This is a genomic window from Dyella dinghuensis, from assembly GCF_003977615.1.
GTDB classification, from domain to species: domain Bacteria; phylum Pseudomonadota; class Gammaproteobacteria; order Xanthomonadales; family Rhodanobacteraceae; genus Dyella_B; species Dyella_B dinghuensis.
This window is the reverse complement of record NZ_RYZR01000005.1, coordinates 614,826-630,626: the sequence shown is the minus strand read 5'-3', so window position 1 is coordinate 630,626 and position 15,801 is coordinate 614,826. Positions and strand designations below refer to the sequence as shown.

At 60.3% G+C, this 15,801-nt stretch carries 12 protein-coding genes; 2 read left to right on the top strand and 10 right to left on the bottom strand.

What is annotated here, in order from left to right; genetic code table 11:
• The first annotated feature begins 1 nt into the window (after window position 1).
• Window positions 2-1,207 carry a class I SAM-dependent methyltransferase gene (locus tag EKH79_RS10405; protein ID WP_126673711.1) on the top strand — a complete coding sequence of 402 codons (1,206 nt, stop codon included), beginning with the start codon at window positions 2-4 and terminating at the stop codon, window positions 1,205-1,207.
• Between the two features lies 1 nt (window position 1,208).
• Here the strand turns inward: EKH79_RS10405 and EKH79_RS10400 are convergent, their stop codons facing one another.
• The 5 genes from EKH79_RS10400 to EKH79_RS10380 all read right to left on the bottom strand — a co-directional run bounded on the left by EKH79_RS10400 (window position 1,209) and on the right by EKH79_RS10380 (window position 10,255).
• Window positions 1,209-3,440: a glycosyltransferase family protein gene (locus EKH79_RS10400; protein WP_126673710.1), complete on the bottom strand. Its 2,232-nt coding sequence runs from the start codon at window positions 3,438-3,440 to the stop codon at window positions 1,209-1,211.
• A 124-nt stretch (window positions 3,441-3,564) separates the two neighbouring features.
• Window positions 3,565-5,730, bottom strand: coding sequence for an LTA synthase family protein (locus EKH79_RS10395; RefSeq protein WP_126673883.1), 2,166 nt, complete (start codon window positions 5,728-5,730; stop codon window positions 3,565-3,567).
• Window positions 5,731-5,894: 164 nt separating this feature from the next.
• Complete coding sequence (locus tag EKH79_RS10390) at window positions 5,895-7,133, bottom strand: multifunctional CCA addition/repair protein (RefSeq protein WP_126673709.1); 1,239 nt, start codon at window positions 7,131-7,133, stop codon at window positions 5,895-5,897.
• A gap of 46 nt (window positions 7,134-7,179) precedes the next feature.
• Window positions 7,180-8,124, bottom strand: a complete 945-nt coding sequence (locus tag EKH79_RS10385) for a complex I NDUFA9 subunit family protein (RefSeq protein ID WP_126673708.1) — start codon at window positions 8,122-8,124, stop codon at window positions 7,180-7,182.
• Between the two features lie 31 nt (window positions 8,125-8,155).
• Window positions 8,156-10,255, bottom strand: coding sequence for a transglycosylase SLT domain-containing protein (locus tag EKH79_RS10380; protein ID WP_126673707.1), 2,100 nt, complete (start codon window positions 10,253-10,255; stop codon window positions 8,156-8,158).
• Between the two features lie 165 nt (window positions 10,256-10,420).
• On the opposite strand from EKH79_RS10380, the gene EKH79_RS10375 reads away from it, so the two are divergent.
• A complete protein-coding gene (locus EKH79_RS10375; protein WP_126673706.1) occupies window positions 10,421-12,019 on the top strand; it encodes a glycoside hydrolase family 17 protein in 1,599 nt (532 codons plus the stop codon).
• Here the strand turns inward: EKH79_RS10375 and EKH79_RS10370 are convergent.
• From EKH79_RS10370 to EKH79_RS10350, 5 genes are all read right to left on the bottom strand, one after another.
• Window positions 11,930-12,358: a hypothetical protein gene (locus EKH79_RS10370; protein WP_126673705.1), complete on the bottom strand. Its 429-nt coding sequence runs from the start codon at window positions 12,356-12,358 to the stop codon at window positions 11,930-11,932. The genes EKH79_RS10375 and EKH79_RS10370 overlap by 90 nt on opposite strands.
• Window positions 12,355-13,143 (bottom strand): endonuclease/exonuclease/phosphatase family protein, encoded by a 789-nt coding sequence (locus EKH79_RS10365; RefSeq protein ID WP_126673704.1) that lies wholly within the window; start codon window positions 13,141-13,143, stop codon window positions 12,355-12,357. The genes EKH79_RS10370 and EKH79_RS10365 overlap by 4 nt, the downstream gene beginning before the upstream one ends.
• Window positions 13,144-13,199: 56 nt before the next feature.
• The gene (locus EKH79_RS10360) at window positions 13,200-13,865 is read right to left on the bottom strand and encodes a thiol:disulfide interchange protein DsbA/DsbL (protein ID WP_126673703.1); all 666 of its coding nucleotides are present in this window, start codon (window positions 13,863-13,865) and stop codon (window positions 13,200-13,202) included.
• A gap of 111 nt (window positions 13,866-13,976) precedes the next feature.
• Complete coding sequence (locus tag EKH79_RS10355; RefSeq protein ID WP_126673702.1) at window positions 13,977-14,870, bottom strand: thiol:disulfide interchange protein DsbA/DsbL; 894 nt, start codon at window positions 14,868-14,870, stop codon at window positions 13,977-13,979.
• Window positions 14,871-14,927: 57 nt separating this feature from the next.
• Window positions 14,928-15,737, bottom strand: coding sequence for a c-type cytochrome (locus tag EKH79_RS10350; protein ID WP_126673701.1), 810 nt, complete (start codon window positions 15,735-15,737; stop codon window positions 14,928-14,930).
• Between the last annotated feature and the right edge of the window lie 64 nt (window positions 15,738-15,801).

The window sequence follows — 15,801 nt, the reverse complement described above, 5'->3', positions numbered from 1 at the left end:
CATGAATCCCTCGAAAACCTCACGCCTGCCGGAACCCGCCGCAGACGAACGCGCGCATTCGGACCGCCTGTTGCAGCATCTGCGCGAACAAATTGCCGCGCATGGTCCCATGTCCTTTGCGCAGTACATGGAGCGTTGCCTGTACGCGCCGGGCCTGGGCTACTACAGCGCAGGCAAGACCAAGTTTGGCGAAGCGGGCGATTTCGTCACCGCGCCGGAGCTTGGTGAACTGTTCGCACGATGCGTCGTCAATGCTGTGCAGCCGGCACTCGCGGTGCTCGGTGACGACGCGGATTTTCTCGAACTGGGTGGCGGCAGCGGCATTTTCGCCGAGGTGGCATTGCGCGCCTTCGCCGAGAACGGCACGTTGCCGCGCCAGTATTTGATTCTGGAACCGAGCGCCGACTTGCGCGATCGCCAGTGCGAGCGGCTGCATGCCTCGCTGTCCGCCGATGTTGTTGCGCGCGTCGCGTGGATCGACCGCCCGCCCGAAGAAAACTGGAAAGGTGTGCTGTTCGCCAACGAAGTGATCGATGCATTGCCGACGACGCGTTTCGTCATCGGTCACGGGGAGGTCTACGAAGAACATGTCGCGCTGGATGGCTACGGTCGTCTAGTGCGTGTCGATCGTCCCGCCGATGCACTGGTTACAGGCGCGGTGCGGCATGTCGAGCGAGACCTTGATCGCCAGTTCGAAGACGGCTATCGCTCGGAAATCCTGCCGCAACTACCGTACTGGATCCAGGCGATTGCCGGCACACTCGAAGCGGGTGTGATGTTGTTTATCGACTACGGCTACGTGCGCCGCGAGTTCTACCTGCCCGAGCGTCACGACGGCACGCTGATGGCGCACTATCGTCATCGCGCACACAACGATCCGTTGTATTTGCCTGGTCTTAACGATCTCACTGCTTCGGTTGATTTCACGGCGCTCGCGGAGGCGGGCAATAGCGCAGGCTTTGGTGTAGCGGCCTATTTACCGCAGGCACAGTTCCTTATTGCCACTGGATTGCAGCAGGTCTTCGAACAGACTTACGAGCGTGCCGATAACGAGGCCGAGCGTTATCGCCTTGCGCAGCAAGTGAAGAAGCTGACCATGCCCGATCAGATGGGCGAACGCTTCCAGGCCATGCTATTTGCGCGAGGGCTCAGCGTGTTACCTGTGCCGGAAGAGCTGCTGGCTGCCGATCAGGGTGATCGCTTGTAGTTCACGCATGTTGATGTCGCCACGCGTAAGTCACCATCGAGAACGGATGGAACGTGAAGTGCACATCGTGGTCGCCACCGGGGACACACACTGCCCGAAACATGCCGTTCGCACGATGAATGGGTAAAGCCTGACCGTCGACGTCGGCTTCCCATCCAGGAAAGTCTAGATCGCTAACGACAACCCATGCTGGGGAGGCGCTATGCGTTCGTATGGTTAGTTGTGTGAGACTAGCCTTGACGGCTATCGCTTGTTCTACGCCAGAGTTGCATGTCGATGCAGCGGTATGGTCTTCGCGTGCATCCTCTTCATCGCGGGGTGTCAGCCAAAGAACCTGACGAAAATCGCTGTCCCCGAATTCTGTGACATCCGGGGATTCACCAGCCGCCAACAAGCGTACGGACGAGGGTGTCAGCAAGCGTGGAAGCGCCAGATCGTTACGCCAGATATCGTCATCCTTGCCAGCGAATACGCGTTCGAAGCTGGTAGGCGCGGAGATGGGTGGTTGATCCTTTCGATGGCCTATAACCAGATATTCCACATCGAGGAGTCTGCCCATCACACTATTGGGCGAAGGGTTGAAAGGTGTGTCGACTCTGGGGCTGTTGCTGCTTTCACGCGCGCCATACCACTGCTCGTAAAGCTCGTAGCGCACGGGGCTATAGCCCTGAGTGGATGGTATGTCATGCAGTGCCACCTGATCGTCCCACTCGGTGCTTGTATTCAATGTTTCAATGCGCGCAGGGAGCACAGGATGGTCGTTCTGTAAGGCGCGCTCAAGAAAAGGTACCGCCGGATTGGCAGCGAACTCGCGAACAGAATCATGCTGTTCATTGAAGCGGCCATTCAAATTGAAGCATCGATAGTCCACGACCAGTAACGCCAATAGCCATAGCGTGCTGCGCCACGGAGTGCCTGGCTTGCTCAGCCGCCAAAGGGCAAGCAATCCAAACCCCGCTGCGGCAACGGTAGCGTATTGCCAGCGGAACCCTTGATCGCGCATGTGCAGACTGGCCAGCGCTAACCAGCACGATGCGATCGCAACCAAGACTATTACGTGGCGACGCGATTTCAGGTTGATGTGGGCTGCCGCGCATCCTGCCAATACGGCTAAGGCGAAATTGAACAGATAAGCTGCGTCGGTCGGGCGGCGAAAATGCTGAACGCCCGGAAGCCAGTTGTAGAGCCAGGGATAGAACGGCGTATTGATTCCGCACATGTACAAGCCGGCTACCGACAACACCGCAGCGAAGAACAGCAGTTGGCGCCTGTGGCGAGAATCACGCCACGCATCTTTGATGCCGACCATCAGCAACAATGGCAGAACGCCAATGAAGAGATAAGCCTCGACGACGCTCGCCGGGCCATTGTAGTTGCCACGCAATGCATGTAACGCGTTGGGGTCCACTAAGGTGAGGAATGCACGCCAATCCAGCGATGCGTTCGATGTATCCCTCAACGCCATGACAGCGCGGTTGGACATACTCATATATGCCCAACTGAATACAAGTTGCGGCAGTGCCAGGGCGAGCGCGAAGACAATCGCTGCCGTCATCCCCGCACACCAGCGCCAACGATCTGTCGTGGTATAGCTGCGCCAATGCCGCAACGTACCGATGACCGCGTAGGTGGCGATCATCAGGGCTACCAGATAGGAAATTTGTACGAGCTGCGTGGCCATCGCGCCGGCTGCAAGGCCGAACACTATGCCACGCAGAAATGTGGGGGAAGCGAGGAAATAACGTAGCGCGAGCAGAACGACCGGCGCGTACGCGTAGGCAATCAGATCGGGCGTATGCTCCATGCGCGATGCCGCAACGCCGCCGGCCATAAACACGGTTGCGCCAACTAGTGCGCCCAATGCATTGATGCCATCGCGTCGCAGTATGCCGAGTATGGCTGTGCCACCCATCAGGACATGCAGCAGAACGCCCCATGCGAACCATGTCGTACCGGGGTCTTGACGTAGCAGCATCCATGACATCAGCAGGGGTGAAAACAGCATCCCCTGCGGGTCGGCAATTTGCGGATAACCCGAATAGATATAGGGGTTCCACCACGGTGCTTCGCCAAGGCGAAGATGGTGCACGTTGAAATAAACGGTGGGATAAAACTCGTCGAGTGCATCCCAGGGCATGGCTTTCAGGCCAAGCAGTACGGGCATATTCAACAGCAGCCAGATTAGACAAAGCACGCTGAAGAGACGGCGAAATGGAATGTTTTCCGAACTCATTCAAGTCCCTTGAAACACGTGCGCGCGATGCGTTGCCATACCGCTGACATTTTATGAAACGTTGCTGCCCTTGAAATCGAAAAGATAGTCAGACGACCCTGCCGCCGCCTGACAAGCGCAGGATTTAGTGACTGGGTGGCTGAATCGCCGCGCTGGCGGCTGGTGCCGGTTGAGGTGCGGGCGCGATGGACGTGGCTGGTGCAACAGGCGTCGCATCGGCCGCGGTGCGTGCAAGCATCCCGTGTTTGAACAGGTAGCTGGCGACTTGGTAGGACGCCGTTGCATCGTCCACATCGTTTTGATCGACGCTGGGCACCGGTGTGGCATCGCCCGTGTCAAAGTTGGGGAACACCTGTTCGGTTTTGCGCTGCGGATCGAGAATGGTCAGGCGCTTGCCGTGCAGATAACCCAGCTTCTCGTACGTGGCCGGGAAAGCGCGTTCCTGCTCGGGCGCAATCTGGAACACATCGTGGCCGAAGAAGCGGCTGCGATAGCTGAAGTCGAGCATGCCGAGCAGCGTCGTCGGAATGTCCAGCTGGCCCATCTGTTGTTCGACGTGCTTGGGCGCAAAGTGCTTCGGTGCGTAGATCCACAACGGGATGTGATAGCGATCGATCGGCACGCTGCTGCGGCCGGCGCTGGATGCGCAATGGTCGGCGGTAATCACAAACACCGTGTCATCGAAATACGGTTTTGAACGCGCGCGATTGATGAAATCGGCAATCGACCAGTCCGTGTACGCGATGGCACCTTCGCGCGTGCCGTTACGCTGCTTCACGCGCCCGTCGGGGAAGGTGAAGGGGCGGTGGTTCGATGTGGTCATGATGTGCAGGAAGAACGGCTTGCCCTGCGCATGGATCGCGTCCATCTGGCTCAGCGCCAAGGTGTATAGATCTTCGTCCGCCACGCCCCACACATTCTGGCCATGAATCGGCATGCTCTTGGGGATCGAGCTGCGATCGACGATCTGATAGCCGTTATGGCTGAAGAAATAATTCATGTTGTCGAAGTAGCCGTAGCCACCGTAGACAAACTGCGAGATATAACCGTGCTGGTCGAAAATCTGACCGAGCGACAGCATGTCTTCGTTGTGTGCCTGCTTGAGGATCGAGTCGCCCGGCGTCGGCGGAATCGACATCGATAACGCTTCAAGACCACGCACCGTGCGCGTGCCGTTGGCGTAAAGGTGATCGAAGAAAACGCTTTGTCCAGCCAATGCATCGAGATTGGGCGTGATGTCGCCGTGGCTCGACCCGAACGCTTTGATGAAATCAGCCGAAAGGCTTTCCACGCTGATCAGCACGACGTTGAGGTGTTTTTCCGGCGCCGGGTTGCGAATCTCGCGCGTGATGTCGTGCGGATCGTTGCTGACAAAGGTTGCATCGGGCGTTTTCAGCATTGCATGCACGCGGGTGAATGCATCGTCGATGGGAATCGTGCGATAGAAGCGATCGTAGTCCAGATGGCTGCTGCGGAAGGCGCCGAAGAACTGATAGATGCCATTGCCGGCCACCTCGTTGACGTAGGTGTTGCTGGTGACATCCTTACTGGCGCTGTTGAAGAGAAACAACGACGCGACCGTCAGCACAAACCAGACTGCCACAACCCTGGTGCGCTGCCAGAAGCGCGTATTGCTATCGCGCGTGCGCAGGTAGCCGCGAGACAGCAGCAGGATGGCAATGGCGACGATCGCCATGATCGTGATCCAGCGGGCGAGCGGATACGACTCGCGAATGTTGTCGACCACTTCCGTCGTGTAGACCAGATAGTCCACCGCGATGAAGTTGAATCGCACGCCGAATTCTTCCCAGAACACCAGTTCGGAGGCGGCGACGAAAAGCAGGCCAAAAATCAACAACAGGCAAAGCGTGCGCAAACCGCGCTGGCCGCTGCGCGCGTTGTAACAGAGCGCCGGCAACGGCAGGAAGAACAGGAATACGGCGATCACCGGCCAGACATCGTGCACCTGTGCGTGGATGGTGAGGTGCAATACCAACAGAGTGAGCGCATAAAGCGCCGCCATCGCGACGACATAGGTGACCCACTGGCGTGCCGTGGAAATCAACGGGCGCCGTGAGGGCACGATCCACAAGAACAGCAGCAGCGGCCACGCCACATACAGAAACGTCATCAGGTCCGAGCACAGGCCCACGCCGAACGCGACCAGCCAGTAAAGCGGATTCGGCGGTACGCCTTTGCCGGTCATCACTAATAACGCCACACGTGTGACGGCCCCGAGCAACACGTAAACGATGGCGAACCACCACAATGGGCGGAAACGTTCGCGCATGGGCGACGGGGAGGAAAAGGTCAGTGGCACAGACGTGCTCCGGTCAGGGCGGACAGCGTAGACGGGTTTGCACCATGTCGTCAGTCAAATGCAAGCTTGATGATGACGTGGCTGCTTTTTCGAGTCGCTCTTTATACGCCGACTCGCTCAAGTGTTACATAGTTTCATTTACCAGCTTCGCTGTTATGGCGCACTTCTGCGATGACCTGGATCCGGGCTTTCTCCATCGCGGCACCCACAGCCGGGCCCTGTAGCCCCTCGGCGATAAAGGGGGCGGACGTGACAGATGCCGCAGCCTCGCGCGCATAGCGCAGCCATGCGGCCTGCGGGTAATCATCCTGCTCGTGACCAAGGCGGCCGCGCTTGTCCGCCATGCAGGCGGCCAGGAACGTCTGCAGGCGTTCCGGGCGGCGCAGGGCGTCAAGCGACAACAGCAGCTTCAGCACAGTGGCGGGTTTCAGCTCCAGCGCACGGTGCGCGTTGAGATGCTCGCGGCAGACCAGCTCGGCGAGTTCGGCATAGTCGGTCGGCACCTTCAGGCGCTGGGCCAGCGCGCGCAAAGGGGCCACTCCGCGATGTTCGTGACCGACGTGACGAGGCAGCTCTTCGGCCGGTGTGAGCGCTTTGCCCAGATCGTGGGTGAGTGCGCAAAAGCCGACCAGGTCGTCGCCCGGTGCCAGTTTCGCGGCAGCATCAAGAACCATTTCCAGATGTACGCCGGTGTCGATTTCCGGATGAAACTCTGCGCGCTGCGGCACGCCGTACAGCGCATCGATTTCCGGAAACAACACGGCCAGTGCGCCCGATTCGCGTAGCACGCGCAAAAACGCGGAAGGCTGTGCTTCCGTCAACGCCTTTTGCGTTTCGGCCCATACGCGTTCGGGTACCAGATGATCGACTTCGCCCGCGAGCACCATCTGCTGCAGCAATGCCATTGTTTCGTCGGCGACCGTGAAGCCGAGCGGCGCAAAACGCGCAGCGAAACGCGCCACGCGCAGAAGACGCACGGGATCTTCCACGAAGGCTGGCGAGACATGTCGCAGTACGCGTTGCTCGAGATCGCGCACGCCACCATAAGGATCGACGAGCGTCCCGTCTTCGTCTTGCGCAATCGCATTAATGGTGAGGTCACGCCGTGCCAGATCTTCTTCCAGCGTCACGCTGGGATCGGCCTGAAACGCGAAGCCGTGATAGCCGTGTCCTGTTTTGCGCTCGGTGCGGGCGAGCGCGTATTCCTCGTTGGATTGAGGATGCAGAAAGACCGGAAAATCCTTGCCAACGGGTTTGTAGCCCAACGCCAGCATGTCCTCGGGGCGTGCGCCGACCACCACGTGATCGTGATCGATCACCGGTCGTCCAAGCAATCTGTCGCGGACGGCGCCGCCAACGAGGTAGGTACGCATGCACCTATTCTGACACGCTACGCGTATGAGTCCTTTGGAAGGGGATTCAACGGTGGCGGAAAGTCTGTCGTGCGATGTCGAGCCGGTTTTGACGGTGCGACCCACGCACGAGGTACGGCAACCATGGCGTGAAGGGCTGGGGCACGATACCTAGCGCTGCGTACCCATCGACCTTGCCGACCGAGTCTGTGCGCAGCGAAAGGAAGTTATCCGTCGAAAACGGCTTGCCCGGCAGCATGCCAGCAACTTGTGCCTGCAGACGCCCCAGGCTGTCGTGCAGAGGAATGATTGGCGTACGAAGCCCTGCCGCATCGCGAATGGCGCGCACGATCTCGCCAAGTGTCAACACTTCCGGTCCATACAGTTCGAGGCTGCGGCGCGTGGCTAGTTTGTCGTCCGCCACGCAGCGCGCGATGGCTTCGGCGACATCGCCGACGTAGGTCGGCGCCAGCCGTGAGTTGGCGCGTGCCAATGGCAACGCAGGCATCTTGCGCAGCAATGCAGCGAAACGCGTGACCAGACCATCGCCTTCACCGAAGATCACGCTGGGCTGATAAATCGTCCAGTTCAACGGCGATGCCCTGACCAGCGTTTCCGCTTCGCCGCGCGATTTCAGGTAGTTCGACAGACCTTGACCGGCTTTAAGCGAACTCATTTGATGCAGACGCGTTACACCGGCCACTTTGCAGGCGTTGACGACACGACGTGCCATGTCGGTATGCGCGCGCTGGAAAGTATGGCGGCCGCCGGGATTGAGAATGCCGATCAGATTGATGACGGCATCGGCACCATCGAAATGCTGGCGCAGCACGTTGTCGTCGTACACATCGGCACTTCGAACGAAAACGCCGGGCAGCACCGCAAGCGAGCGTCGCGATTCCCGATTGCGCGAAAGCAGGATGATGTGATGCCCATCGGCTGCAAGCCTGGGCACAAGATAGCTGCCGACGAACCCGGTTCCGCCGAGGAGGACGATACGCTGCGTTGTCATGGCGGCAATCCTTAAATCAATGCGCCTTAAATCAATGCGCCGGTTCCGTGGCGGGTGCGCTGCTTCTCGATGGTGCCGGGCTCAAATGGGCAGAGCTGGGTGGTGCAGGAATCGTTGTGGTCGATGCCGGTTCTGGTGGCGTGGCGCAGGTGATCATCTTGCGCTGCGGCTCACCAGTTGGACGGCTATACACCTGACTCAACGGCGCCATGCGTGTGGAAATCGGTGCCGCGTTGCCATTCAATCGCCAATCATAGATCACGCTGTAGTACATCACACGTGCCACGTATTCGCGGGTTTCCTTGAACGGAATCGTGGCGACGAAAACGTCGGGCGGCAGCTGGCTGCGCTGATCCAGCCATTGATTGGCACGCGCTGCGCCCGCGTTGTAGGCGGCGCTGGCTAGCCACAACGAACCGTTGAAACGGTCTGCCATCTGCGCGAGATAACGCGTGCCAAGCTGGATGTTCACCGACGGATCAAAAAGGCTGTTGCCGCCGCTCCACGGCAGCCCGTTGCGGCGGGCCACCTCTGCAGCGCTGCCGGGGACGAGCTGCATCAGACCGCGCGCATCGGCACCGCTGTGGGCGTCGAACATCCAGGCGCTTTCCACGCGAAGAATGCCGTAGGCCCAATAGGGATCGATGCCGGCCTGATCGGCCCGCTGCACGAGGTTGTACTGGCGTCCCAACGGAAAGCGCAGCGTGTAGTAGTGCAGGCCTTGTCCGTTGTTGAACGCGAACACGGCGCGGTCGTACCAGCCGCGCTGGTCGGCGAGGACGACGGCCTGTCGAATGGTCTGCGCATCGGCGTTGGCAAGCGCTCTGTTCCACTCGCGCCGCGCGGGATTGAGCATGTCCACGGCAAACAGTTCGAACGCGCGGCGGATACCAGGGATCGCCAGCACGTCCTGCTCGCCTTGTTGACTGCCCGCCGGTTGCACGGAGCAGATGGAATAAGACGTGTTCTGATGATCTGCGGCGAGATAGCCGAAGTAGCTCGATTGCATAGCCACGCTGTTGTAAGCGCGTTGCGCTTCGTCCGATCGGCCGAGCTGGCTCAGTGCACGCGCGCGGAAATACTGCCACTCGTCATCCTGTCGCTGTGACGGAGGCATCGCCTCGATGGCTGCCAGCACCGCGCTCCAGTTCTGTGCTGCCAGCGCAACGCGCACGCGCCATTCGCGGCTGGTATCGGTTTGCGCCGAAGCGGGCAGGTCGATCAGGCGCTGTAATGCATTGGCGTCGTAATCGGTGGCGTGAAACACGGCCAGTGCATTGAGAATGTTGTTGCGTTGCGTGGGGGTGAACTGGAAATGACCTTGCAGGCTCTGCCATGCGTCGTCGGCCGTATCCGATTGGCGGCGTGCCAGACGTACCAGTGCAAGCGTGGCGGCCTGTCGTGAGCGCGGTGTATCGGGCCATGTTCCCGCGGCACGAACAGCGCTGGCGGGATCGTTCAGTGCCTGCGCCAGACGCTGCGCTTCATTGGCATCGCCATCGGGCAGCCATGGCGCCAGGGCCGAAATGGTGTTGCCTTTACCCGCATCGGCAGCCAGATCGATACGCGCCCATAGCCGCGCCGGTGTCAGCAGCCCTTGGTCATGGGCGGCTTGCAAGACGGGATCGCAGGCGGACGGCAGCGACGCCTCCGACCAAAGTCCTGCAAGATCTTTGTTGAAATCGAGCGCGACACTCCCGGCCAGCTTCGCCTGCAACGCGTCGCAGGTCAGCGCATCGCCAAGGCCGGGTTGATACATCGCCTGAAAGTCGGTCCAGTCCTGACGCCGCGCCAGTTCCGCCAAAAAGTTACGACGCAGGTCATCGGCTGGGATCAGATCCGGATTCTGCTTGAGGTACGCCTCGACCGTGGGCCGGTCGGCTTGCTGGATGTCGTGCTCCAGCGACGCGGCTTCGAGGTAGGGATACAGCGGATAATCCTGCAATCCGCTCGCCAGCGAGCGCCAGCTGTCACCGCCCTGACTTGCCGCGGCATAAGCTTGTTTGAACGCCGCACGTTGCGATTCGAGGGTTGCGGTGTCCGTCTGCGCGGCGATCGGAGCGGCCAGCATGCAGCTGGCGATCACGATCAACAGACGGCGGCCAAGACGCGTTACGGCTTGCGGGGCCATGGAAACTCCTGCGGGCAATCCCGGCAAAGTGTAATGGATGGTTTGGCGGCGCCCTGAACGAGTCGTAAGCTTTCCATGCATTTCGTCGAGAACCAGTGAGCGTGCCGATGGCGATCAGGCTGCTAAGCTTCCGCGTTTGGAGCACAACGCACCGACGGATAACCCATGCCGCAACCTTCCAATAACGCTGTTGCTTTCGGCTTCGCCTGGTTGCTGCTGGTGGCTGCCGCGTTGACCGGCGTGATCTGGTGGTGGAGCGTCGGGCAGCCGGTGAGCCTGCAGGATGCGCCGTCGGCGCGCATTGCCTGCGTGTCGTACGCGCCGTTCCGCAAGGTGGGCGAGTCGCCGCTGAATACCAGGTTCGTCATCACGCCGGAACGCATCGATGAAGATCTGCGTGCGCTCTCGCAACGCTTCGATTGCGTGCGGACCTATTCGCAAAGCAATGGATTGAGTGCGGTGCCGGCGATTGCTGCGCGCTATCACATGCAAGTGTTGATGGGCATCTGGATCAGCAGCGTCAGCAAGCAGAACGAGCGGGAAATAGCGACGGGTATCGCGACGGCCAATGCGAATCCGAAGACGATACGCGGCATCGTCGTCGGCAATGAAGTGCTGCTGCGTGGCGAGGTGTCGCCGAAGAATCTGGCGACCTACATCCAGACCGTTCGTGCGGCGACGCCGTCCGACATTCCGATTACCTACGCCGATGTGTGGGAACGCTGGCTGCAGTATCCGCAAATGGCGAACTCGGTGGACTTCATCACCATCCACATCCTGCCGTATTGGGAAGACAAACCGGTTGCTGCGAAGGATGCCGTGCCGTACGTCGAGAGCATCTACACACGCTTGCAGCACGCGTTTCCCGGCAAGCAGCTGATGATCGGCGAGACGGGTTGGCCGAGTGCCGGCCGCCTGCGCCGCACCGCCGAACCAAGCCTCGTCAACGAGGCGCGCTATCTGCGTGAGTTCGTCAACTACGCGGCGACCGTGCACATGCCCTACAACGTGATCGAGACATTCGATCAACCGTGGAAGCGTGCGCTGGAAGGCACCGTCGGCGGTTATTGGGGCATTTTCGATTCCGATGCAAATCCGAAATTTGCGATGCTCGGACCGGTGACGGAAGAGCCGCATTGGTGGTGGGGCTGGGTGGCGTCCGGCATTGGCGCGGTACTGTTTATGGTCGTCGGTGGCGTCGGCCGCACGTGGCACAGCTGGCGTGGCTGGTTTGCATCGTTCCTGTCGGGCGTGGCAGCAGGCGCAGCCATTGCGTGGCAAGTGCGAAAGATGATGTACGCCTGCGGTCCGCTATGGGAATGGGTGCTGTCTTCGGTGAGCCTGGCGTTGGCGTTGATGGTGGCGCTTGCGCTGGGGCGTCGTATCGCGGCGCATCTGGCGGATCGCTACGATCATTCCGAACCCGCGTCGTGGTGGCGCTTCGTCGCGCTGTTCGGCCTGGTGCTCTACGACATCCTGATGGCGTTCGACGGCCGCTACATGGATTTTCCGATCGGTTTGTTCGCGTTGCCGTGCATCGGCTACGCCCTGTTCGGATTGCTGACGCTCGAAGAAAAAATGCCATCTATCGAGCAACGCTTTCTTGCCTGCGCCGGTCCCGCGTTGGCGATCGTGCCCGTCGTCGTGGAAGTGGGAATGAACTACGTGTCTTGGTTATGGCTGGGTTTGAACGTTGCGATCGCCGTGCCGGTATGGGTCAACGGATGTCGCCATGCGATTCGCCTGCAGCCGCAGGAAGCGTAGACAACCCACGAGCAACGCGATGGCGCCAGCGTAATAGCAGTAGATGATTATGGCGAACAGGCCGAGCGCTGCAGCAAGCCACGCGACAAAGCGATTCTTCGACACCAGCGCAACTGCCATCACGACAAGCGCGGCGATGCCAAAGCTGTACGTATTGAATCCAATCACTACGGCATGACGAAAACCGCATGAGGCAGGGATGTGCGCATTGCCCTCGTCACACATATGCGCCAGTGCAGCCGGCTCGATAAACCGATAGCGCAGCCATGCCGAAGCAAGTCCGATCACCACCAGCATGAGCCATGGCAGAAGTGCGTGGATGGTTCGTTTGGCTGTCATCGAAGTTGTCGCTGGGCAAAGGAGGCGGGTAGCTGGATTTCTGCAGCAAGCGCCAGATGATCGGAGAAAGCTTGCGGCAGCGTCCAGACTTTTTCGACCTGGATGTCCGGAGAGACCAGGATGTGATCCAGCGCCCGCCGCGGTTTCCAGCTGGGAAACGTGGGCACAGGATTCTCTGGTGGTTGCAGTGTCGAGTGTGCAAACAAGTGCCGCATTTCGGGGCTATGCGCATCGGTGTTGAGATCGCCCATCAGCACGGCGTGCGGATGATCCTGCAGCACTTCGGCGATAAATCCGAGTTGCTTCGCACGCGCTTGGGCGCTGAGTGAGAGGTGCGCAATCATTACCGCGAGCCCATGCGTGTCATCACCGAATCGTGCGAGCAGCGCGCCGCGTCCTGGAATGCGGCTCGGTAGCGGGTAATCGATCACAGCATGCGGTTCGAGCCGGCAGATCAGTCCGTTTGCCGTGTGCGAAAGCTGCGCCACCGGACGGTTCGGTTGATGACTCCAGAACGGCATGCCCGACGTTTCGGCGAGATAGCGCGTCTGGTTGAGAAAGCCCGAACGCAGACTGCCTGCGTCGGCTTCCTGCAGACCAATGACATCGAATTGCGGTAACAGCTCGGCCAGGCGATCAAGGTTGTCGAGCTTGCTGCGGCCGGGCAGCACCGCGTTGATGCTGCGCGTGACGTACTGCCGATAACGTTGCACGCTGGCGCCTGCGAGAATGTTACAGCTCAGCAGGCGCAGCCTTTGCTTGGCGGGGGATGCAGCGCGGGTCATTGGTACAACGTTACATGCTTAGGGTGCGGCGGGTGTGAATGGTCGCACTCTCTAATTTATTTGCCCTTTTCGTTCAATTCTTTCTGCACCAGCCACTTCGTCAGAGCGACGAGGTTGGGGAAGGTCCCGACGTTGGCGGTACGGTACTTGCCATCCACAACGATGGTCGGTGTTCCGTCGACGCCCCATGCCTGGATCAGTGCGAGATCGCTCTTGATCTGCGCGTCCACTTCCGGTGAGTTTTCAATGCTCACGAACTTTGCTTTGTCTACGCCCTGGCTGGCGTAGAAGTTGGCGATCTCACCGGGAGAATTGATCGGATATTGATCGGTGAACTTGGCCTTGAAGAGTGCGTCGTGCGTCTTTTCCACAACGCCGAGTTTTTTCGCGGCGTAGTACGCGCGTGCGAACGGTACCCATGTGTCATTAAACGGAGCGGGTACAAGCTTGAAAACCACGCCCGGGGGCAGCGACTTGCGCAACGCGTCGGCGTAGGGCGAGAACTCGGCGCAATGGATGCACGCGTAGGAGAACACCTCTACCACCTCGACTTTGCCGGCGTTGCTCATACGTTGGTAAGGTGGCGCCAAGGTCACATATTCGTTGCCATCCGTGTAGGTCGGCGCAGAGGTTGATGCATCAGGGCTCGCAGCGTTGCAGGCGCTGGTCAGCAGCAAGCCGAAAAACAAAGTGGTCCAACGGAATCGGGCGGTCGTGTACATGGTTCTTCCTGCGCAATAGCGACAAATGGGTTGCCGCGAATGTCATGTCGCCAAACACGGGCGACGTCAAACAAAAAGCGCCCGGTAAACCGGGCGCCTGGATCTTTCAACTTACTTGCCGGCGGCTTCTTTGGCGATGAGCCATTTGGTCAGCTCGATCGATTGCGGATAACCACCTGCGTCACCCGGTGTGAAGCGATATTTGCCGTTGACGATGATCGTCGGCGTGCCATCCACGCCATACGCCTTGACCATGTCGTCTGCACGCTTCATTTGCGTGTTGATGCTGAAGGAGTTGGCGACCGCGACGAATTGCTTCGGGTCCACGCCGTACTTGGCGTAGAACTTGCCGATGTCGTCAATGGTGGGCCATGCCGATTGCGGCTTCGGACGGCCGGTGGTCAGGTCGTCGGAGGCGAGCTCGCCGGTTTTCCACACGGCATCAAACATCGCATCGTAGGTTTTGTCCGCCACGCCCAGTGCCTTGGCAGCGAAGTAGGCGCGCTGGAATAGCGGGAAGTTTTCGTCCGGACGGAACGACACCGGCAGATAGGTCATCACCGCATTCGACGGCAGGTTCTGCGCCAGCTGATCGGCCGTGGTGTGGAACGCGTTGCAGGCCGGGCAGGCGTAGGAGAACGCTTCGGTCACGACGATCTTGTCGGGAATGCCGGTGGGCTGTGCCGGTTCGATGGTGAAGTAGTTCTTGCCTTCCACCCACTTGCCGTTATCGACGAACGGTTCGGCCGGTGCCGACGGCGCAGCCGGTTTTTGCGCGGCCGTGCTGGCGGTTGCCGGCGCCGCAGCGGTACTGGCGGCTGCAGCGGTGGAAGCAGGTGCCGGTGTGCTGGCGGACGCGACAGGCTTCGCTGCCGAGGCCGGAGCGGCTGGCGCTGTCTGAGCGGGCGCGGGTGTCGGAGCTGCGCTGTTATCGGAGCTGCCGTTATGACCGCAGGCAGTCAGCGCAAGCAGCGCGACACAAAGGAAAGACAAACGCTTCAACATGGCGGGCCTCAAAGGGGGTGATGCAAGAAAATCTGGGACAACAACGCAAACGAAAAGTTACGGCGAGGCGGATACCGGCGCGGACTTGTCCGCCACGTGCAAGCCTTCGATGTACGTGGCCACGGCGGAGATGTCCTGCGGATCGAGCTTCTTGGCGATCAGCGGCATGATCTGCGCATGCGCTTCGGTGCCCCACGTCACGCCGTCGTGGAAATCTTTCAGCTTGGCTTCGATGTACTGCGCGTGCTGGCTGGTGAGCTGCGGATACATCGCACCCGGGTTGCCGCGGCCGTCGATGCTATGACAGGCCATGCAGGCGGGAATGCCGCGTGCGGTATCGCCTTCGCGGTAGAGCTTCTGGCCCTGCGCGACCAGCGATTCGTCGGCCACGCCGGGAAGCGACTGCTTGCTGGCGAAGTAAGCGCCGATGTCATGCATGTCCTGCACCGAGAGCGGTGTGGCCATACCCTGCATGATGGCGTTCTGGCGCGCACCGGATTTGAAGTTGTTCAACTGATGGGCGATGTACATCTCGTGCTGGCCCGCCAGCTTCGGATACTGCCCGTCGGTCGAGTTGCCGTCCGGACCGTGGCAGGCGCCGCAGGCGGCAGCCTTGGCCTGACCCGCCGTGGCGTCGCCGGGTTTGGCCGCCATGACGTCTTGATCTGAAGCGGCAGGGGCGGCCGCGGCCGGGGCGCTGCTGGCAGCGGCTGGCTTGGCGGCGGTGGAGGCGGTGGCCGGAGCCGGTGTTTTCTGGGCCGCCTGACCCTTGGCATTCTGCGCAAATACCACGCCGGCAGAGAGCGCGAAGACCAGGGCTACTGCATTCACAACAGCGGGCCGAAAACCGGCGGGCCGAAAACTCATACACTTGCCTCCAGGAAATACTGCTACGGATGTACAGCGCGCACCCTCTGCGTGCCGTGACTGG